Origin of the sequence: Dyadobacter beijingensis DSM 21582, from assembly GCF_000382205.1 — a bacterium.
GTDB lineage: Bacteria > Bacteroidota > Bacteroidia > Cytophagales > Spirosomataceae > Dyadobacter > Dyadobacter beijingensis.
Genome location: NZ_KB907788.1, coordinates 752096 through 772411, shown reverse-complemented (window position 1 = coordinate 772411; position 20316 = coordinate 752096). Strand labels below are relative to the sequence as shown.

Here is a 20316-nt window from a genome sequence, read left to right as displayed (position 1 = left end):
AAACAAAAATGCCAGGCCGAAAGACCTGGCATTCAATGCTATTGTTCGAAATTGGGCCTGGTGTTGTACTGGTCCGATTGCAGCCCCCGCAGCTTCACTTTGAGGATCACGCCGTCGGGCGTCAGCGTCGAATGATACACCTCGTCGCCGTTCCAGATGCGCCGTCGCCTCCACACCCCCTGCTCGAACGTGCCCTCCTCGACGTAAATCAATTCCGACGCGGAGAAGCCCGAGCCGAGCCGCGGCCGGAACTGGAATTTCGCATCGAAACCGATCAGGTAAAACTCGTCCGGTGCAATTTCGCCAACCAATACGCGGCCGGTTGGCTCCTTGGTGGTTTTGTAGGACGGAAAACCAAAAGTGAGCAGCAAATCGTAGTTCGAAAAATGCAGCAGCTTTTCCCCCAGCCCATCTTCCTCGACGGCGGCTTTCAGCTTGCCGGTACCTTGCAGCGTGGTAATCAATGGAATGGCAGGTTCCAGTAATCGGTAGTTGGCGGCAATGGCGGAGAATTTTTCATCGAGCTTCGTTTTATCGCGCTGGTCGTTCGGATCGCCGTGATAGGGATCGATACCGTAGGGCGCGACGCCGATCGTGTTGTAATCGCCGATGGCATAATAATGGAACCTTGCGAACAGCATTCCTTTGCCCGTTTCCGGCACAAACAATGCGTTATCGGGCCGGGCATACTTCTCACACAAATCTCTGAACTGCACATAGTTGCGATTGTAAATATCCACAGCCAGCAGATCGATATCCGGCGCCACGGCCTTATACACACCGATCATATTCGATGTAGGCCCGCCGCTTGGGTGCTCGCCCGCCCGCTCGAACCTGTTCTCGCGCAGCCACGCGTTCGCGTACATGGGAAGCGGATATTGCTTCTTGCCCTCAGCCGTCACATAGTTGATGTATTGGGCCATATAATAGGCCGAAAACGTCTCCGGCGCGTCGAAACCGAACACCTGCTGCCAGGTACCAGGCTTTTTCTTCATTGCCGACAACAGTTTTGCAGGCACCTGCCCATTGAACAGCTTCGTGGCCTCCGGCGAGTAATCCCGGTCGGTACCGAGCGACCCGGGCTCATTCTCAACCTGCATCATAATGACCGTCCGGTGAGCTTCGTCTATCTGCCGGATGTGCGCCATGACAGCCGAGAAAGCCCTGGCGTCCGCATTCCGGTTATTGTCCGAGATCGTGGCCTGCACCTGTATCGGTTGCCCGCCGGCATTCAGCATCCGCGGGTACTGCTTTGTATTTTCCTTCATCCATACGGGAATGTACTGCGAGCTGCCGTTTTTGTAGGATGCAAACCACAGCAGTACAAGCCGGATGTTCTCCCGGCGGGCATCGAGGATCAGCTTGTCGAGGTCGGTGAAATCGTATTTTCCCTGCTCTTTCTCAATATTTTCCCAGTAAATGGGGACTTCGAGGGTATTGCAGTGCAGTTCCTTCAACTGCGGCCAGGTCTTGTCAAGAATATCCGGCCAGCCGCTCGAATTCCACATCTGCGCCCCGAGGATCAGGAATGGCTTTCCATCCACCATCAAAGTATGACGGCCATTTTTGGAAACCAATGCAGGAATAGGCTTGGAAGTGTTTTGGCAAAATGCGTGATGCGAGGCAAGCATCGAGATCCCCGCAAACACGCCGAAAAAGTATCGCTTGATCATATTCAGGTTTAGAAAATTGAAAGCCGGAATATGAAGCAATATTTAACCCACTGCAAATAAATAACTTAAAAAATTTCCGCAATGCATTTCGCAAAGGTTTGCGGGAAGTAATATCATTGATGTATCAGAAGAGGCCCGGTTGAAAATACCTTGGTTTCTTCGAACTTGCTGCCGTCACAGCTCTCATCACGCAATACCTTTATTGCAAAAACCAGCTTGCGCATTTCATAAGGAACAGTATCAAAAAGTACATCGACGAGAAAATCGATGGCAAACCAACTCGAATTCCCCTGCGCCCATTCCGCTTCCACCTCCACGACATACGAAGACGAACTATCACCGGGATAGGCTTCCACAAGATTGATTGAGTCCAAAGATCTTCCCAGCTCCTTGCATTTTGCGCGGAAAGGTTTCAAAGCTTTCATTAATTGTGATCTATCCATGCTAACAGCCCGTTTTGGTCCGACAATAAATTAATAAGACATCTGATATCCTCTTCGAAGATAAACCCGCAAGGCTTGTAGCGGGCCTTTTCACTCCATTTCTCAAACAATAGCGAGTTGGCCTTGGCCAAATGCGGATATAAAGCTTTGTCCTCTTCATACCGGGACTTTAATCCACTAAAAACCAATAAATTAACCAGATTATGCGTCTTAACCGCACTCCGGATGTCCCTGATACCCGGCATCGTATTGGCTTCCGTATCATCGAAAAGGTTCGGAATTCCGAAGCGTTCGGAAATTTTCGCTTTCAGGGATAACTCGGCGCTGTAACCAGCCAAGTAAAAAGCGCCATCGAACATGTGTTCTTTAAAAAGAATATTGGCTTCCTTCAATCGGAGCCTCGCAATCATTCGGATGAAATGAGGGTTCGTCATGTTTATAGTGTTAATGCTAGTGTCACTACAAACGAACGAATTTTTTCCTGGAATTTAAAACTCCAAAAATTCTACAAATTTTAAATTTAATGCCTTAAATCAACTACTCCACTCTGACTTTCACGTCACTTATATCGACCCTCAAAAGTTGCGCGCTTCCAAAATTCGCAAAGTAATTACCTGGCTTTCTACCACTTAAAACAGTCACACCTTTCAACACCAGCTCCTCCACAACCATATCGTCATCAAATAAGATAGTTGGTCCCAAGTATTTCTGCTCCTCTCTTTTCAAATCGTAAATTATCAGGCGGTCAATTTTGGAATTTTTAAAGGTGACCGGCGCATACGATGCATGCAGGTTGGGGTGCTCCGCACGGGAATATACGTTGGTGCCTTCGATGTTCGAGATTTTGACATTGGAGAAGTAGCCCTTCTTGTCAAACAAACTATAAAACAGCACCGAGGCGGCAGCCGTGTTGCCCTTCACGTTGTCGATCGTGATGTTGGAGACGCGGGTGTGTTCGAAGGTGTAGAATGCGACGGCTTTCAATGCGGGGATCGAGTCGTAGATGTTTTCGGGGAAGATGTTGCGGACCGTGATGTTCTCGTAGTCTTTGGGCGGGAAAGGCGACATTTTGCCCTGGAAACTCGCCCCGCCGGAAGCGAAGGCGATGAGGTCGTCGTTGGTGAAGCCGGAGATGTTTTCGATGAGTACATTATTTCCTCCGCCGGTCACGCCGTCGCCATTGTGGTTCAATGCGCTTGTGAATTTTGCGTCGCGGAAGGGGTTTTGCTGGAAACGAATGTCATGGATATGCACCGTATCACATTCCATATACGCGATGCCCCAGCTGCGGGTGCTGTCGATCTGCAAGCGGCCTACTTCCAGGTTTTTTACCTTATAAAAGAAAAAACCGAAACAGAAGTCGGAATTTTCCACCTTGTCGCGGATCGTACGCGTCTGCGTCCACGCGTTGCCGTTCCATTTCCCGCCGAAGATTTTGATGTTGGCGTTGCCATTCACGATGTCTTTGTTCCGCAGCAAATACTGGTTCGAAGATTTCTTCAATTCAATGCAAGCCTTGGGATCCGCAACCAGCGTGAAATTAGAGGGAATGAGTAAAGGCGCGGAAATCAGATAGTTGCCCGCCGGAATATCGACGCGGTTCGTACCCTTTTTCGCGGCCTGGTCAATGGCACTTTGCAGCGCTTGGGTATCGTCCCGCCGTGCATTGGCCGGCAGGACGATGTGAAGAATAAAAAAGATGGCTAACAGATGCTGAAATTTCACAGGTGCAGGTAGTTAGGTATTCAAATTAAGGGTTTAGGTAGAGACTGCACGTGGCCGGCGGTCCAACCGACAGCCACGCGCATCTATGCCGATCAATAGCCATTATTCTGCTTCAAACCGCTCGAAAGATCGATCTGGGCTTGCGGGATCGGATACACTTTCATGAACTCCTTTGGCATAAGGTCCACGACCACCGGCGTTTTCGCGGCATAATTGTAAAGCCTCTCCTCCTGTTTCATCACCGTCAGGTACTTGCGCGTACGCACGAGGTCGAACCAGCGCTCGTGCTCGTACGCGAGTTCCAGCTGGCGCTCGTTCAGGATCAGGTCCAGGAAATCGGTTGCTTCGGTGCCCTTGTAATTGTGCGTGGCATTGCCGAATGCGCGCTCTCGGACCTTGTTGAGCTGCACCAATGCATTGGCCTTGTCATTGAGCTTGAACAGCGTTTCAGCATACAGCAGCACGATGTCCGCGTACCGGAGCACTGGAATATCGATGCCCGAAGCGCCGTAGGAATGCTTCACGGCATATTTGCTCACATAAGGATAGTAAATAGGCTGGGCGTTAGGCTGGGCGGGCGAAGTCCACCATTCCTGGACCGTCGCGGCCTTGCGCTTATCGCCCGTTTCAAACTTTTTCATCAGGCTCCACGACGGCAGCGACGTCTCCGCGCCACGGTCGGCAATGCCTACGAGGCCGCCATTCGGTGTGTAAGAGGTCGACAAGCTCTGACCATTGGTACCATCCACATATTTGACAGTAAAAATCACCTCGTCGTTATCCTCCGATTCCAGCTTCCATAGCGACGCGAAGTCCGGTACCAGTTTGTAATCCAGCTCGTTGATCACCTTTTCAAGCTGCGTTTTGGCATTGGCCCAATCCTGGCGGTACACGTATACTTTACCCAGCAAAGCCATCGCAGCGCCTTTGCTCGCGCGGCCGGTGGCGATGGATTTCCGGGCCGGCAGCTTCGCGGCGGCGTCCGTCAGGTCTTCGATAATGAGGCCATAGATTTCCTCTTCGCTGGCTTTTGGCAATGTTGCGGCGTCGCCAATGGAGATTTTGTCCACCACTTTGGGCACGCCGCCGAACACGCGCAAAAGGTCGAAATAATACAATGCACGCATAAACCTGGCCTCGCCGATGAACTGGTCCTTCTGGCCGGCCGCATAGTTGGTCGGGGTATCGATGTTCAGCAGCACGGCATTGGCGCGGAAAATACCGTTGTAGGTCGTGTTCCAGAATGCGGCCGTCAACGCATTGTCGGCATTCACGGTAAGGAAATCGACGTCGTTGGAGCCGGCAATGGTGGTGTTGGCCGACATGTACAAATTATCCGCCGGTACCTCCATCAACAGGTAATCCGTTTGGCGGCGGGTTTGCAGGCTATTGTAAATCCCCAGCACGGCCTGGTTAATGTCGGCCGCATTCTTGTAAAAATTAGTCGGCGTCAGCACCGATTCCGGCGTGAGGTTCAGCAGCTTATCTTCGCAGCCCGCCATGCCCAATGCCATCAGCATCAGGCCGGTTTTAATATGTTTAGCAATGTTCATATCCTGATGCATTAAAAATTAAAGTTGAGACCCAGAGTGTACACGCGGTTGATCGGCGCGGCGCCATTGTTATACCCCGGCTTGCTGCCTGTTCCGGCGATCTCCCCGCCCGTATAGCCCTCCGGATTGTACCCGTGAAAGCCCTTTTTGGTAAACATCAATGGGTTCGCGAGCGACGCGTACACGCGCAGGCCCGACAAATGCAGCTTCTGAGAAATATTCGGCGGAACCGTATAGCCAAGGTTCACATTCCGCACGGCCAGGAACGACGCGTCCTCTATGTAAGCGTCCGACGACGACTGGTAAGTGAGCTTGCTCAGCGAACTCGCCGGCACCATGCCATCACCCGGCTCCGATTCCGACCACCATTGGGTATCCACCAGCGAGCGCCGCATCGCGCCCAGCAAAGCGCCCTGATAGTATTCATTTTCAAAATTATACATCTTCGCCCCCACCGATGCCTGCATGGCAATGCTCAGGTCGAATGCCTTGTAAGCGAAGTTGTTGATCAAACCGAAGTAGGCTTTTGGCTGGAAATTACCCAGGATCACCTTGTCGGCGGAGGTGATCTGCCCGTCGCCGTTCACATCCTGAAACTTGGGATTACCAGGCACGGAACCTGCCAGAACCGGCGAGTTTTTCACATCTTCGGCATTTTGCAGCACACCCACGATCTTGTAGCCATAGTAAGAGAACATCGGCTGACCGAGGCGGAGAATCCACCCCATTCCGTAGGTATCGGTGGTAATGCGCTCCTGCACGCCGCCCAGGTCTTCCACGGCGTTTTTGTTTTTCGCCATGTTAAAGGAAGTCTCCCACTTGAACTCTCCCACGAGGTTTTTTGTGGTCAGTTCAATTTCAAAACCCCTGTTGCTCACGCTGCCGACGTTGGACAATGCGCTGCTGAAACCCGTAATCGACGGGATCGACACATTGTAGAGCAAGCCGCTGGTGCGCTTGTCGTAGTAGTCCAGAACAAGGTTCACGCGGTTGCGGAACAAGCCGAGTTCCAGCCCGAAATCGTAGCTTTTCGTTTTCTCCCAACTCAGGCTATTGTTGCCGTAAGATACCTGGGTCTGGCCTTTGGTTAATGTATTGTTAGGCGAATAATAAACGTCGCCAATCTGGCCGAGATACTCGAAATCGCCGATGTTGAAGTTACCCGTCGCGCCGTAGCTGGCCCGCAGTTTCAACTCGCTCACCGGGCGTACGGTTTTCATGAAGTCTTCCTGCGAAATGCGCCACGCTACCGAAGCCGACGGGAAATAGCCCCACTTATTATCCGGCCCAAAACGCGAGCTACCGTCAGTACGGATCGACGCCGAAAGCAGATACTTATCCTTGAAGCCATAATTAACCCGGCTGAAATACGATATCAGTCCCCATTGCGATTTGGAAGACGTCGTTGCCGACGGGTTGATGATCGCATTATTGAGGGTGTGGATAATGTCGTTGTTGAACGAACCGTTCACCGCGGCCATGGAGCTGCTGGTGGAATTGTATTTCTGATAAGACGCCCCTGCAATCGCGCTCACATTGTGCACGCTCTTGAAGGTATTGGTGTAGCTCAGAACGTTCTCATTCGCAATGCTCGTGGTCGAGCTCAATGCCTGCGAGCCGGAGTTCAAACCGGTACTGATTGCCCAGGAAGCCTGAAAACGATCGGTTGTATTGGACGCGAGGTTCGTACTCAGCGACGAGCGGAACGAAAGCCCCTTAGCCAGGTTGAGGTTAATGAATGCTTCGCCGAGGTTGTTGACCGTCGTCCCGAAATAGTAACTCCCGTCCAGCGTCGCCATCGGGTTCGTCTGCCCGCTCACGACCGCGCCCCAGTACGAGCGCGCGTTCGGGTAGGTGCCGTCCGGGTTGCGCACGGCCACGAAGCTGGGGAATTTGACGTAATTATTAATGTCGGCCGATGCGAAACGGCGCTTCGAATAGGAAGGATTGAGCATGAAACCCAGGCTCACGACCGAATTCACCGTCACGTCCACGTTCGCACGCACGCCGTAATTTTTGTACCAGGTATTTTTAAAAGTGCCTTTTTCGTCTTTCAATGTACCTGATACATAATACCTTACATGATCATTACCACCGCCTACCGAAAGGTTGTAGTTTTGAATGGCGGCACTTTGCATTACCTCATCTTCCCAAATCACATTGTTCCCGTTCTTTAATGCATCGCTCACCTGGTAGGCATTCGGGCGTCGCGCGTCATTCCAGACGGGAATGCCCGTATCGCCGCCGATCCATTTGTATTCGCGGTTCTGATAGCGCACGGCGTAGTCGTAATATTCCTGACCGGTAATCCAGTCTTTATGACCTTTCGCATTCGCTACACCGGCATATGCATTAAAATTGAACCGCGCCTTACCCGACTTCCCCTTCTTCGTTGTCACGATAATAACCCCGCCTGCGCCGCGCGAACCATAAATAGCGGCTGCGGAAGCATCTTTCAGTACTTCAATCGACTCGATGTCGTTGGTACTCACGCTGCCGAGACTACCGCCGGGGAAGCCGTCGATCACCACGAGCGGGTCGTTGCCGGCGTCGATGGAGCTTGCACCGCGGATACGGATCAGCGGCGCGCTGCCCGGCGAGGTATTGTTCTGCGTCACATTCACCCCGGCGAGCCGCCCGGCCAGCACCGACTCGGGCCTGCCGACGGGAATCTGGTCGAGCACGGTGTTTTCCACTTTCGCCACCGATGCCGTTACCGAACTCTTCTTCACCGTACCGTATCCCACCACCACCAGCTCGTCGAGCACGGTATTGTCCTGCCGCATCACCACGCTGATCACGGATTGGTTACCCACCGGCACCTCCACTTTTTTGTACCCGATAAACGAGAATGTCAGCACGTCGCCGGCCGACGCCTGGATCTGAAACTTGCCGTCCACATCCGTCGTAACGCCCTTGCTCGTGCCTTTGATGACGACGCTCACGCCCGGCAAAGTGGCATTTCCGACGCTGTCCACCACCGTTCCCGACACATTGCCGGCATCCTGGGCCTGCAACCGGCCCGCCACACACAAGGCCAGCACCAGCAGGAATGCCCGCAAAGGCCTTTTTAGGTAAAATTTCATTGTGATCATAAGGTATTGGGTTTAACTAGATATACAATTGGTGACGTGCACGTGCACGAGTTAGGATAAATGCATTACTTCCCCCGCATTTTTGCCACATCCCGGACACGCACGGAATCCAGGTCCTGGTTGAAAAACTGCCGCACATAAGTACCGATCCCGGCAATGGATTCGTCGGGCAGGAAACCCATCGCCGGCATATGCTGGTCGAATTCCTCTCCCCGGACGCTGATTTTGCCCGAAAGTCCTTTCAGCATAATCTGCACAAACTGGTCCTTATCCTTCACCTGCTCGGCGCCATGCAGGGTCGGGAAGGTACCGGCAATACCCTTGCCGTCGGGCTTGTGGCAGGATGCGCAGTATTGTCGATAAAGTGTTGCGCCATTCGAGGCGTTATCCGCGGTCGCCTGTTTTTGGGTATTCTGAGCGAGCAGATCCGCTTTTGTACCCCGGGTAATGCGGAGAATGCGGTCGTCTTCCGGCTTCGGAAAACCGCTGCCGGGGTTCCAGTCGCGGTTGCTCGTGGAGACGTAAATGCTGCCGTCGGGTGCGACGCATATGGCGCGCAAGCGTCCGTACGCAGCATCCAGGGGAATGTGTTCCGAAACGACGCCCGTCCCCTTAGAATCCATTTGGAGCACCCGCAAATCCGCTTCTTTTAATGTAGTAAGCAAAACGGCGCCTTTCCATTCAGGGAACATTTTGCCATTGTAAACCGCAATCCCTGCCGGTGCGATGGTCGGTGTCCACGCTTTCACGGGTTCCGTCACCCGCACCGAGTCGCAGAATGCCTTTTCCTGCGGCTGGTCGCAAAAACCTTCCACTTTCGGCCAGCCGTAGTTGTGCCCTTTACGGATGATATTCAGCTCATCCTCCACCGCATCGCCATGCTCGGAGCTGTACAACAGGCCGTTAGCGCCGTAAGCCAGCCCCTGAATGTTCCGGTGCCCCCACGACCATACGTAGCTGCCTTTGATCGGATTATCGGCTGGCACGCTGCCATCAAGATTCATGCGCAGCACTTTACCATTCGATGACGCCGTATTTTGCGCATTGGTAATGGTAATGGCGTCGCCCGTCGCAAACATCAGCTTCCGGTCGGGTGAAATCACGATCCGCGAGCCGTTATGCCCCGTATGCGCAGGGATTTCCAGCATCGTTTTCGGGTCGGTCAAGCGGTTGTCCCGGTAGGTAAACCGCACCAGTTTGGTCGTGATCGCCGAGTCCTTTTTGCAGGTGTAGTCCACAAACACATACGGATGTTTCACAAAATCCGGGTGCAGTGCCATGCCAAGCAGGCCCAGTGACCGGTGCCGGTACACTTCATTGATTTGGATCAATAACTGCTTCTCTCCTGTCGTCGGATCGAGCCGGGTAATCGTCCCATTTTGTTCCGTAAACCAGATCCGGTTGTCGGGCCCCCAAACCATTTCCCAGGGTACATTCAGCCCGGAAGCGGCAACGTGCACGTGCACGGAAGGAGTTAAAAAAAGGGGGTTTTGCCGATCAGGCATTAACGATGCGGCATGATCCGCTCTATACGGCCCACTAGTCGCAGCAACGAACAGCGCAGAGACAGCCGCAAGAAAAACCGGGATGGATCGCAACCAGTTCATCAGATTACATTCAGTTCATTTTCCAAAAAACGTGCTACAAAAGCGTCGTCGACCAGGTTCGGATACGCCTCGATCACACGGGTAATCTCTTCGAACTGACCGGGCGAAAGGGTTTCTTTCGGGTTCAGCGTCCAGATCCCTTCCATTAATCCCTGCCTGCGCAGTACTTCATGCACGCCCGTAATGCAGCCGTGGAATGCGTTGGCCGGATCAAAAATAGCGGCGTTCATATCGGTGACGGCAATGTTCGTGCTGAGCATGACGTCGATGTCGGCATAGTTGGTCGCAAGCGTGTGTTTGACGGCCACTAGCAGCTCCACGGCCTTTTCCGTCCATACGGCCCAATGGCCCAGCAAGCCGCCTACGAAGCGTTTTTCAATCGATTTTCCATCAATTTCAAAACGGTAAGGCGTCAGCAGGTCGGCCACGATGTTGTCGTCATTGCCGGTATACAGGGCAATTTCATCGCGGCGGCCCGAATGCGCTACGGCGCGTACCACATCCAGGGTCTGATAACGGTTGAATGCGGCTATTTTAATGGCGAACACATTGGGAATTTCCGCGAACTGCTGCCAGAAATCGTAGCTGAACACCCGGCCGCCGATCGCCGCCTGCAAGTAAAACCCGAATACCGGGATCACCGCCGCCACCTTTTTCACGTGTTCGATGATCTCCGCTTCCGGCTGCGTCCTGAATGCCGCCATACTCACCAAACCGAGGTCGTAACCGTATCGGACGGCGATTTCGGCTTCTTTCAAAGCCTGTTCCGTAAGGCCACAAATGCCTGCAACCTTGATGAATGGCCGGCTTAATGCCGCCCGGTCGATCTCGTCGGACGTGATCGCCAGTACTTTTTCAAACAAATTCACTTCCGGATCGCGGATCTCGAACTGTGTCGTGTGCACGCCAATGGCAACACCGCCCGCGCCGCTCGCCATATAGTAGCGCGTCAGCCCGCGTTGTTTCTGTTCGTCGAGCTGCAATTCTTTCGTGAGCGCCAGCGGGTGCGCCGGGATCACCGTTCCTTCGAACAGCAGCTTTTTAATAGCTTCTTTCAACATAATCTATCTTAAATCAATACATTAAACCATACAACACCTCTGCAACAATCACTCCCTTTCCTCCCTCCTAAAACTGCCCCTTCCGCTCCTGGAAATGCGTGGGTTTGTTGATCGTCTTGCCACCGTCCAGCAGCCATTGCGCCGTGATACCGATCATTTGCTTCAACGTCGTGCGCGGGTAACCGAACAGCCGGAACGATTCCGAAGCATTGCTCAGCAGCGCCGTTGACTGCTCTTCCCCCACGAACTGCGGTTCGGTATTGAATATACGTCCAAACTCCTTCGCCAGCCAGCGCAGCGACACCGTTTCAGGGCCCGTAATGTTCAGGATTTTGGAAGGCGACTCGCAATGCAGCAGCGAGCGGATTGCCATTTCGTTGGCATCGCCCTGCCAGATCACATTCACATGCCCCATCGTCACATCGAGCGGCTTGCCGTTGAGCACCGATTTCGCCACTTCCAGCAACACGCCATATTTGAAATCAATGGCATAATTGAGCCTGTACAGCAGGATCGGCGTGCCGTAAACCGATGAAAAATACTGGAACATACGCTCCCGGCCCAGGCAAGACTGCCCGTACTCCCCTACCGGATCCGCGCGCATTTCCTCCGTGGCCCCACCCGAGCCTACGGGCGTGAACGGGTACACATTACCCGTCGAATACACGACAATGCGGGATTTCCGGAATTTTTCGGCCACGCGCCCGGGCAGATACGTGTTCATCGCCCACGTATAAGGCTCGTTGCCCGAGGTGCCAAACTTCTGTCCGGCCAGGTAAAGCACGTTTTCCACTTCCGGCAAATCCTGCAACTGGGTGTCGTCCAAGACGTTGGCCACAATCGTTTCGATCCCTTCGGCATTTAGTTCTTCGATCAGCCCTTCCTCGCTGAACCGCGACACGGCGATAACCCGCTTGTCGAGGCCCGCGCGTTCGATGGCCTGCATCGTGAGCTTTGCAATGCTAGGCCCGATTTTGCCTCCCGCGCCGAGGATCATAATGTCGCCCTCAATGCTCTTCATGTCCTCGATCAGCGCCTGCGACGGGCTAAGCCATTGTTCTTCAAATGATTGGATACCGTTCATTTCTTATTTAAAAAGCGGATTGTTAAAAAATAATTCTTTGACATTGACGAGCGCAAGGGCAAATATGATCAGCAGCCCCAACCCGGCGAAAATTTTGACGAATGGCTTGTTCACCTTCTCACCCATGATGCTTGCGTCATTGGCTACCAGGTACATGACCGTCCCGATAAACGGTACGACAAAAATCGTAACGCTCTGCGCGAACACGATCAGTTCCAATGGCAGCTTCCCGAAACGGATCGCCACAAATGCGCCGATCACCATTACCATGGCCACAAGGTAGCGCACCTGCTTCGACGAGAAGTTACTTCCCAAACCGAGCGCATCGCCTAATAGCGTACCGCCCACCGACGCATTGCCAATGACGGAGGAAAACGCTGCCCCGAACAACCCTATCAGGAAAAAAGCGGATGCATTGCTCCCAAAAAGGGGTTCCAGCGCTTTGGCCATATCGGAGGCAGAGTTGACTGGGATTCCTTTCGGTTTCAGTATAGCCGCCGCGCACACAATCACGATCAGGCACATGACACCGAGTAAAATGATACCCGTAGTGCTGTCATTGCGTCCGTTGCGCACAGCCGGATTGAGACGGATCCGCTCCTGAATCAGGTAGGATTGGTACAGCGCGCCTACGATAGAGAAACAGGAAGCTGTAAATGCGATGATCAGCCCCAATGAACCCACGGGAACCTGGGGACTCACGAGGCCTTTCGCCATTTCCACGCCATCGGGACGTGCCCAGAACACCGTCGTGATGAACGACAGCAGCATGAGGACAATCAGAAAGATCATCGTTTTTTCAAGCACGGAATAGAAGCTCCTGAAAAATAACAGGCAGATGGCCAATGCATTAAAAAACAAGATCCAGGGTACAGGAGAAGTATGAAAGAGCTCCCCGGCTGCGATCCCGACGCCGACCGAATTCCCGGCCTGGAACGACGACGCGACCAGGAACACACCGATACCCATTGCGATAGCAGCCCCTCTGCCCCATTTCTCACGCACAGTCGCCAGCAACGATTGCTCTGTGGCGACCCCGATGCGTGTGGCCATACCGGTAAAAATAGCCATGAAGAAAATCGCGACCACCACCAGCCATAGTAGCGAGTAACCATAAATCGCACCCATTTTCGAAGTAATCGTCATTTTGCTGGGGCCGAAAACAAGCGCTGCTGTGATCATACCCGGTCCGAGCGACCTCAGCCATTTAAGCATATTGTTCTGAGAATTTTCCAAAGTAAAAGGGTTTGGCGGTAAGTGAAAGTTGAGATGATTGAGGATTACGGGCACGTGCCCGTAAAGGTAGAAAAGAATTTCTGAATTCCATTTTTTGACAAAACATATCCATAAAATTTTGTGAAAATTTTTATCGGCAGTCTATTTCCCGCACAATCGCGCTTTTACACCATATATATGTACGATTGCGCTAATTCTGGTAGAATTCGTAGTTCTCCTTCGTAACGATGTCGATCGGCATGTAATTCTGCTTCGTTACCGGGGCGTTCACGACGAGGGTTTGATAAAGGGCCATCATACCGCGGTAGCCCTGATCGTCAGGGCGGTGGCAGATCAGGAAGTCGATCACATTGTTTTCGAGATAACCGACATTCTCTTTCACAAAATCGTAGCCAATCAGCGACACGTGGGTGCGATGGCTGTTTTTGAGAAATGAAGCGACCGTGTGCACGCGGGAATTGGTCACGAATGCCGCGCCGATGTCCTTGTTTAAATGGAAAACGTAGGTAAGGTGCCGCGCCACCGACTGGTAATCGGTCTCGCGGATATCAATGCGGACAATCTCGTTCGGCTGGTTGTTGTCATTGAAATACGCCCGGAAACCGTCCTCGATTTCGAGGTAATTGAAATTATCGATCTCCTTGGAAATGTTGATGATCAACACTTTTTTTTCTGCTTCTAGCCTGTAAGTGAGCAGCTTCGCGCCCACGTACCCGCTCTTGCGCAGATGCGGGCCTATGTACGAGAGGCTGTGCAGATCGGGGATATCGGAGTCGATGAACACGTACGGCATCTTGCGGCGCGCGCATTCGGCGGCGAACTTCTTGGTTTCCTCGATGAACGAAGGCGAAATGAGGATGCCGTGAAAACCGCCCTCGAAAACGTGGCGGATCTGCTCCGCGAAAGCGTCTTTGTCGTTCAGGTCGAAGAGAAAAATCTGCACCTGCACGCCGTACTGCCGCATTTCGGCCTCCGCGCGCCGAATACCGGCCAGCGGGGCCGCCCAGAAATCCGTTTCTTCCGACACATCGGGGATCAATGCGGCTAGGCTGATGATTTTTTTGGAAGCGAGCCGGCTGGCAAGGATGTTGGGCTGGTAGTCCATTTCCTTGATGATCGCGTTGATCTTCGCCTTGGTTTTCTCCGAAACACCCGTCCGGTTATGCAATACCCGGTCGACGGTGGCGGTGGAGACGTTGGCACGCCTGGCGATTTCCTTCACACCGAACAATTCGTTCTCTTTTTCCATTCAGGGGTTCGTTTGGATCGCACGCGGAAACCGGCATTTCCCGCGCCATCGCGACAGCCACACGCATGCGACCGTCAGGTTAAGGTTTGGTTTGAAGGGTAAATATAGCTGCAAGACGGCGATTCCTGCAAGCGGGGCGACCGCCCGCCCGCTACCCAACCTTGCCAAAAGCGGCTTCGGCTACCCATTTACCCGGACTGGACGTGCGATTTAAAACAGTATGCCAAAAACAAAGTCGGCTTATATGAAATGCTAAGCCATTACCACATTTCATCTCAAACAAAACATTATATATGCGGAACATTGTACTATCGATGGCTTTGGTGCTGACAACCAGTGTTATATTACTTGCTCAGCAAAGTGAATCCGTGTTGTGGAAAATAACGGGAAACGGCATTGCAAAACCCTCCTATCTCTTTGGAACCTTGCATATTGCCTCCATCACATTGCTGGATAGCTTTCCAACATTAAGACAGATTGCCGAAAGCGCGGATATGGCCCTGTTTGAAAGCCTTGGTTCGCCGATCGGCCAGGTTCCGGAGCAACTAAAAGACGATCAGCCGCCGCTGGACTCGCTGTTTACCCCCGAAGAATATGCGAAAGTCGATAGCTTTTTCACTGCATCCCCCCTTGGTAGTATGCGTCCGCATAATGACAATGCTGACCTTCTGGCAATGGTGCAGGCAGCTATGACCATGATTGAGAACAAAACACAATACGACCGGTTCGACGATCTTATTTTTGAGAAAATGATTAATTTAAAAAAGCCGGCATTTCATTTGGACAATCCCTTGCACGTACAAAAAGTAATAGACGGGCTGGGTTACCGGCGGCTCGCTAAATTCCTGGTGCATTTAATTGAATCGCACACTTCTCTCGCGGAATCCGGCCCTGAAATTGGAATTGATTTCACCTTATATTCACAAAAATTACAAAACCCATTGGTGTTGAACGAGCAACCAACTGAACAAGTCGCTCAGGCAACCGTCGAACGAAACGCGCATTGGATTCCCAAGATCGAGGAGAAATTAAAGGAAGGAAGCTGTTTCATCGCCGTTGGATTGGAACATCTGAAATATCAAACGGGGTTGATCGAATTGTTAAGACGGAAAGGTTACACATTGAGGCCGGTAAAGCTTTGAATATTGGTAACCAATGGTGACAAATCTCTAATTGCGCACACCCCGTTGCCTCGAATACGATTTGTTTGCATTTTAGGAGCGCAATAACTACTCACTCCCATCACTCAATAGCGCTCTATGTACATTAATCGTTTCCTTTCTCCTGTCATCGTTTATTTCTATTCCTGGCGAATGGTGCTCTTTTCGCTCTTCACAGGCTCCACCGCGATTCTCCTGTACGACTACCTCGGCTGGCAATGGGTGGCCATTCCGTGGCTGCCGGTGTCGCTGATCGGTACGGCTACCGCGTTTTTTGTAGGCTTCAAAAACAACCAGTCGTACGACCGGAGCTGGGAGGCGCGCAAGGTTTGGGGGGCCATCGTCAATAACAGCCGGTCGTTTGCTACGGCAGTCCGGTCATTCACTACTTGTTCGCCCGACGTCGAGATCGAATCCGCCGCTGCCGAAAACCGCATTATCATTTACCGGCACCTGGCCTGGCTGTATGCTTTGAAAAAAGCGATGGCGCAACGGACGAGTTGGGAGCATAAGGACCGGGCCAGCGAGCGGCAAAGAAAGGCATTACAGCGCGCACAGGCACCGTGCGAGGTGGAAATCGCCAAATACCTGCCCGCCGCGGAGCACGAATTGATCCAGGGTAAAAACAACCAGGCCACGCAGATCCTCGATTTGCAGTCCCAGCACATCCGCAACCTGCGCCGCGCCGGCGCGCTCGACGCTTACCAGCATGTGGCCTTGCAAAACCTCATCGCCGCGCTGTACGATGAGCAGGGCAAAAGCGAGCGGATCAAAAATACTCCTTTTCCGCGCCAGTACGCGACCACTTCCACCCTGTTCATATTCGTTTTCATGACGCTGCTGCCATTCGGCCTGCTGCCGCAGTTCGTCGACCTGGGCGAGAAATTCATGTTCCTCCTCATTCCCTTCAACATGATCGTTTCCTGGGTGTTTATGTTTATGGAATACGTGGGTGACATCAGCGAAAACCCGTTCGAAGGCCTGCTGAACGACATTCCCATCAGTACCATTATCCGCAACATCGAAATCGACCTGAAAGAAATGCTCGACGAAAAAGATTTGCCCGAGAAATTGAAAAACTATGCGGGTACGGTTTACTGACGCAGGGCAACCGTCCCGCACTATACGGGGTACGTAACCGGCAAAATGCCGCCTGAATTATCGGCCGGTAGAAAAATTGTCACCATTTGCCCGATACGGTTATTTGCAGAACCGCGGGAAATGTTGCGATATTGCTGCCGATTATTCTCGACGTTAGTTATATGATGAAAATACTGATAGCCGACGACCATTCACTGGTGCGTTTCGGGCTGAAACTTGCACTCCATAACTATTTCAAAATCAGCCAGATCGATGAGAGCTGGGACGGCGAATCGGTAAAAGCGCAGTTTACGGCCCACAGCTATGACCTGCTGCTACTCGACCTGAACATGCCGGACACCGACTCCACGGTGCTTATGCAATGGGTCACCGAATTTTACCCTCAAACAAAAATCCTTGTCGTTTCGATGAACGATGAAAGTATTTTCGGGAAACGGGCGCTGCAGCAGGGTGCCCACGGCTACCTCGAAAAGGACTCGCCGCCGGAAGAGCTTGTGAAGGCGGTTACGACGATTATGAGCGGCAAGCGGTACGCCAGCCCCAATCTGGCCAATATCCTGATCAACGACACGCTCACCGGCCGCTCGGGCAATCCGTTCGACCAGCTGACGCCACGCGAATTTCAGGTGGCTACTTACCTCGTGAAGGATTATTCGGTGACGCAGATCAGCGAAATCCTGCAGGTGCAGTATACTTCCGTGAACACCTTCAAGCGAAGGATCTTCAAAAAACTGAATATACCCAATAAAACAGCGCTAATCAGGCTGGCAGACGCCTATAACCTCGGTTGAATGCAGCTCGGCCACGAACGGGCTGTGGCAAACCAGACCGCTGATCCGCACGGAAGTTCCCGCACCTTTGTTGCTGCTTACTTCCAGGCGGTAGCCGAGCGTATGCGCAAAATCCGCCATCAACTGGTAACCGAGCCGGCTGTTGGCTTCCAAGGGGGCATTCAGCGTCGGATTGGCCAGGCGCCGCCGTATTTTCTGCAGATCGGCCGGAAGCATCCCCGCGCCGTTGTCCGATACGGTGAGCACCGGCCCGTCGTGGTGGTGCGTGAGCGTCAGGCGCACTTCCCCTCCGCGCGTGTGCTTGTTGGCATTGTCGATCAGGTTGCGCAGGATGGCTTTGAGGATGTCCCGGTGCGTAAAAATGAACACATCTTCCTCATATTCAACGACAAGCGAATTTTGGTTCATCAGCATCATATCGCCGAAAAATTGCTGTAATTCCGCCACCAGCTCGGCATAGGAAAATGAATGCTGCGCCAGCTGGAAGTTTTCGTGCTGCGAGCGCGCCCACAAGTTCACCTCTTTGACGAATGCGTGAATGTTACCCGTTGCTTTTTTGATTTCCTCCGTACCCGCTTTCACCTCGGGAAGCTGGTTGTTGGCCGCAAACCGGGAGACGTGCTCGGAAAGCACATTCAGGAAGTGCAGGGGCGATTGCAGGTCGTGCGCGATCATCATCGTGATCTTTTGTTTGAGACCATTGCTGTATTCCAGTTTCCTCGACAAGTCCTCTACCTGTCGTTCAAGCGCCCTCTTGGCGAGATCCAGCTGAAAATAGCGGTTGCGTACCCAAAGAAAAAAGACCAGCAGCGACAGTGCTGCCAAAAATATAATAGTGATCCATTGCGAGATCATAGCTTCACCGTGGGGTTAGTTTCGCAAGTTTATGAGGTTTATTAGTGAAGGGTATATCTTGTTCACGCAAATAAATGGGATTTGTAGTAAATATTGGTACGAATGGTTAATTTTTTTAACACCATTTCTACAAATCTCTACAATTATTCGCACGAAGGTTAGCAATTCAATCCTGTTTCCCTGAAAAACAAACAATCCCGCGGCAAAGCTACGGGACTGTCTTCCATTCCATTGCGGGCCGGGGCCCCGTCCTTTCAACCTATTTATTCTACAAACCGTATGCGTTTACATTCCTCGACGCTGACGGTCGCGGAGCTGACCTTCCAGTTCCCCACCAGCTCGCCCGCCTTGTAGCGTTTTCCCGACACGGCGTACGTTCCGACCGGCAGCATCAGGCTCACCACCGCTGCGCTGCCGGCGGCGTTGCATTCGGGCCGGAGCGCGGCAGTTTCCGAGATCGATCCGAGAACCTTGCCGTCGACGACCACATCGATGCGGTCGTATTTCCCGGCGGTGTAATTGGTGTAAAAAATCAGGTTACCCTGAGGTGTCGGCGCTTTGTCGTCGCTGCATGCAAATACGATGAGCAGGAGCAGGGCCGATAAACGGGTGCTTAACAGATTGCTTTTCAATGAATTTTTCATGGCTAATAAAAAGTTAACTGGTTGTAAATGGTTTCGTTTTGAGCCGCCAGGTGTTTTTCTCTCCTGACATGACAAAATTATATTTGGCCCGCGCCGCATTTTCGGGCCGTTGAGTAGCCGACGTTTTTATTGAGCCAATCGACAGAAACCAAAAATGCCTTGCAAAACGCAAGGCATTTGAGAGCAGAATCACACTATAAGTAGTTGATTACTAATTGAATAATCAAAACCGTTAAATAAATTCGAACTGATTAACCGGTCAGAACCGCGCAAACATTTCCATGAATTCCTGCCGCCTTGAACGGGAAATACTGATTGCCACATCGTTGTCCATCACCACGTAGCCACCTTCGCCGCGTACAAATTTCTTGATGCGGTTCAGGTTAATGAGGTACGAATTGTGTACCCGGTAGAAATCCGGTCCGCTCAACGCCTCGTCGATGTCCTTCAACACCTTCGAAACCACCACTTTCTTGCCATTCGCGAGCATGACGCTCGTGTAGTTGCTCTCTGCTTCGCAGTAAAGTATTTCCTGGGTCGGTACGAAAATCATCCCGTCGCCTGTCGTGAGGGCAATGCGGGGCGGCGTGTTTTTTACCTGCCGCACGCTCTGGAACAGCAGTTCGATCTGCTCGCGCGAGGGAATGTTACGTTTCTCATCGATCCGCCGGATGGTTTCCACGAGGTCGTCGGGATCGATCGGCTTCAAAAGGTAGTTCAACGCGCTGTATTTGAATGCTTTAATAGCAAATTTGTCGTAGGCTGTTGTAAACACGACGTCGAAATGCAGCTTATCAAATTTTTCCAGCATATCGAAGCCGTTCATCCGGGGCATTTCAATGTCCAGGAACACGACGTCGGGCCGGTGCTCGCGGATCGCCTCAATGCCCTTTTCCGCCGAATTGCACATCGCGGCGATCGTTACCGACGGCGCGTAGGTTTTCAACAGCCATTCCAGCATTTCGAGACAATTGTTCTCGTCATCGATGATTACACACTTGATCATATCATTGCTTGATTTTTAGTTCTTTAATCTAAT

Annotated in this window: 17 protein-coding genes; 3 read left to right on the top strand and 14 right to left on the bottom strand. The window is 52.3% G+C overall.

All coding sequences use genetic code 11. The features are described from left to right. Positions 1–38: 38 nt before the first annotated feature. From H144_RS32070 to H144_RS0116650, 11 genes are all read right to left on the bottom strand, one after another. Positions 39–1673 (bottom strand): DUF5597 domain-containing protein, encoded by a 1635-nt coding sequence (locus H144_RS32070; RefSeq protein ID WP_157504783.1) that lies wholly within the window; start codon positions 1671–1673, stop codon positions 39–41. A gap of 113 nt (positions 1674–1786) precedes the next feature. Beyond that, on the bottom strand, positions 1787–2116 hold the full coding sequence (locus H144_RS0116695) for a hypothetical protein (RefSeq protein ID WP_019943236.1): 330 nt from the start codon (positions 2114–2116) through the stop codon (positions 1787–1789). Next, positions 2098–2550 (bottom strand): HEPN domain-containing protein, encoded by a 453-nt coding sequence (locus tag H144_RS0116690; protein WP_157504780.1) that lies wholly within the window; start codon positions 2548–2550, stop codon positions 2098–2100. Before H144_RS0116690 ends, H144_RS0116695 begins: the two co-directional genes overlap by 19 nt. Before the next feature lie 103 nt (positions 2551–2653). Beyond that, positions 2654–3841, bottom strand: coding sequence for a glycosyl hydrolase family 28-related protein (locus H144_RS0116685; protein WP_019943234.1), 1188 nt, complete (start codon positions 3839–3841; stop codon positions 2654–2656). Positions 3842–3933: 92 nt separating this feature from the next. Continuing rightward, on the bottom strand, positions 3934–5394 hold the full coding sequence (locus H144_RS0116680; protein WP_211220694.1) for a RagB/SusD family nutrient uptake outer membrane protein: 1461 nt from the start codon (positions 5392–5394) through the stop codon (positions 3934–3936). Between the two features lie 11 nt (positions 5395–5405). Beyond that, entirely contained in the window at positions 5406–8489 is a 3084-nt protein-coding gene (locus H144_RS0116675) for a SusC/RagA family TonB-linked outer membrane protein (RefSeq protein ID WP_211220693.1), read from the bottom strand. 65 nt (positions 8490–8554) lie between these two features. Then, on the bottom strand, positions 8555–9955 hold the full coding sequence (locus tag H144_RS32065; protein ID WP_019943231.1) for a PQQ-dependent sugar dehydrogenase: 1401 nt from the start codon (positions 9953–9955) through the stop codon (positions 8555–8557). A 140-nt stretch (positions 9956–10095) separates the two neighbouring features. Beyond that, the gene (locus H144_RS0116665) at positions 10096–11157 is read right to left on the bottom strand and encodes a dihydrodipicolinate synthase family protein (protein ID WP_019943230.1); all 1062 of its coding nucleotides are present in this window, start codon (positions 11155–11157) and stop codon (positions 10096–10098) included. A gap of 67 nt (positions 11158–11224) precedes the next feature. Further along, positions 11225–12241 carry an NAD-dependent epimerase/dehydratase family protein gene (locus H144_RS0116660; RefSeq protein ID WP_019943229.1) on the bottom strand — a complete coding sequence of 339 codons (1017 nt, stop codon included), beginning with the start codon at positions 12239–12241 and terminating at the stop codon, positions 11225–11227. A gap of 3 nt (positions 12242–12244) precedes the next feature. After that, positions 12245–13477 carry an Nramp family divalent metal transporter gene (locus H144_RS0116655; protein ID WP_229207921.1) on the bottom strand — a complete coding sequence of 411 codons (1233 nt, stop codon included), beginning with the start codon at positions 13475–13477 and terminating at the stop codon, positions 12245–12247. Between the two features lie 190 nt (positions 13478–13667). Then, a complete protein-coding gene (locus H144_RS0116650) occupies positions 13668–14726 on the bottom strand; it encodes a LacI family DNA-binding transcriptional regulator (protein WP_019943227.1) in 1059 nt (352 codons plus the stop codon). Between the two features lie 293 nt (positions 14727–15019). Here H144_RS0116650 and H144_RS0116645 point away from each other — a divergent pair, with 293 nt between their 5' ends. The 3 genes from H144_RS0116645 to H144_RS0116635 all read left to right on the top strand — a co-directional run bounded on the left by H144_RS0116645 (position 15020) and on the right by H144_RS0116635 (position 17778). Further along, complete coding sequence (locus H144_RS0116645) at positions 15020–15868, top strand: TraB/GumN family protein (RefSeq protein WP_019943226.1); 849 nt, start codon at positions 15020–15022, stop codon at positions 15866–15868. Between the two features lie 117 nt (positions 15869–15985). Beyond that, complete coding sequence (locus H144_RS0116640; RefSeq protein WP_026350758.1) at positions 15986–16987, top strand: bestrophin family protein; 1002 nt, start codon at positions 15986–15988, stop codon at positions 16985–16987. Between the two features lie 161 nt (positions 16988–17148). Continuing rightward, the gene (locus tag H144_RS0116635) at positions 17149–17778 is read left to right on the top strand and encodes a response regulator (RefSeq protein WP_019943224.1); all 630 of its coding nucleotides are present in this window, start codon (positions 17149–17151) and stop codon (positions 17776–17778) included. On the opposite strand, the gene H144_RS0116630 is transcribed toward H144_RS0116635, so the two are convergent. The 3 genes from H144_RS0116630 to H144_RS0116620 form a co-directional block, all read right to left on the bottom strand. After that, on the bottom strand, positions 17743–18633 hold the full coding sequence (locus tag H144_RS0116630; protein WP_019943223.1) for a sensor histidine kinase: 891 nt from the start codon (positions 18631–18633) through the stop codon (positions 17743–17745). The two genes, H144_RS0116635 and H144_RS0116630, sit on opposite strands and share 36 nt — an antisense overlap. A 263-nt stretch (positions 18634–18896) precedes the next feature. Further along, the gene (locus H144_RS0116625; protein WP_019943222.1) at positions 18897–19277 is read right to left on the bottom strand and encodes a hypothetical protein; all 381 of its coding nucleotides are present in this window, start codon (positions 19275–19277) and stop codon (positions 18897–18899) included. A gap of 259 nt (positions 19278–19536) precedes the next feature. Further along, positions 19537–20283: a LytR/AlgR family response regulator transcription factor gene (locus H144_RS0116620; RefSeq protein WP_019943221.1), complete on the bottom strand. Its 747-nt coding sequence runs from the start codon at positions 20281–20283 to the stop codon at positions 19537–19539. Positions 20284–20316: the final 33 nt, after the last annotated feature.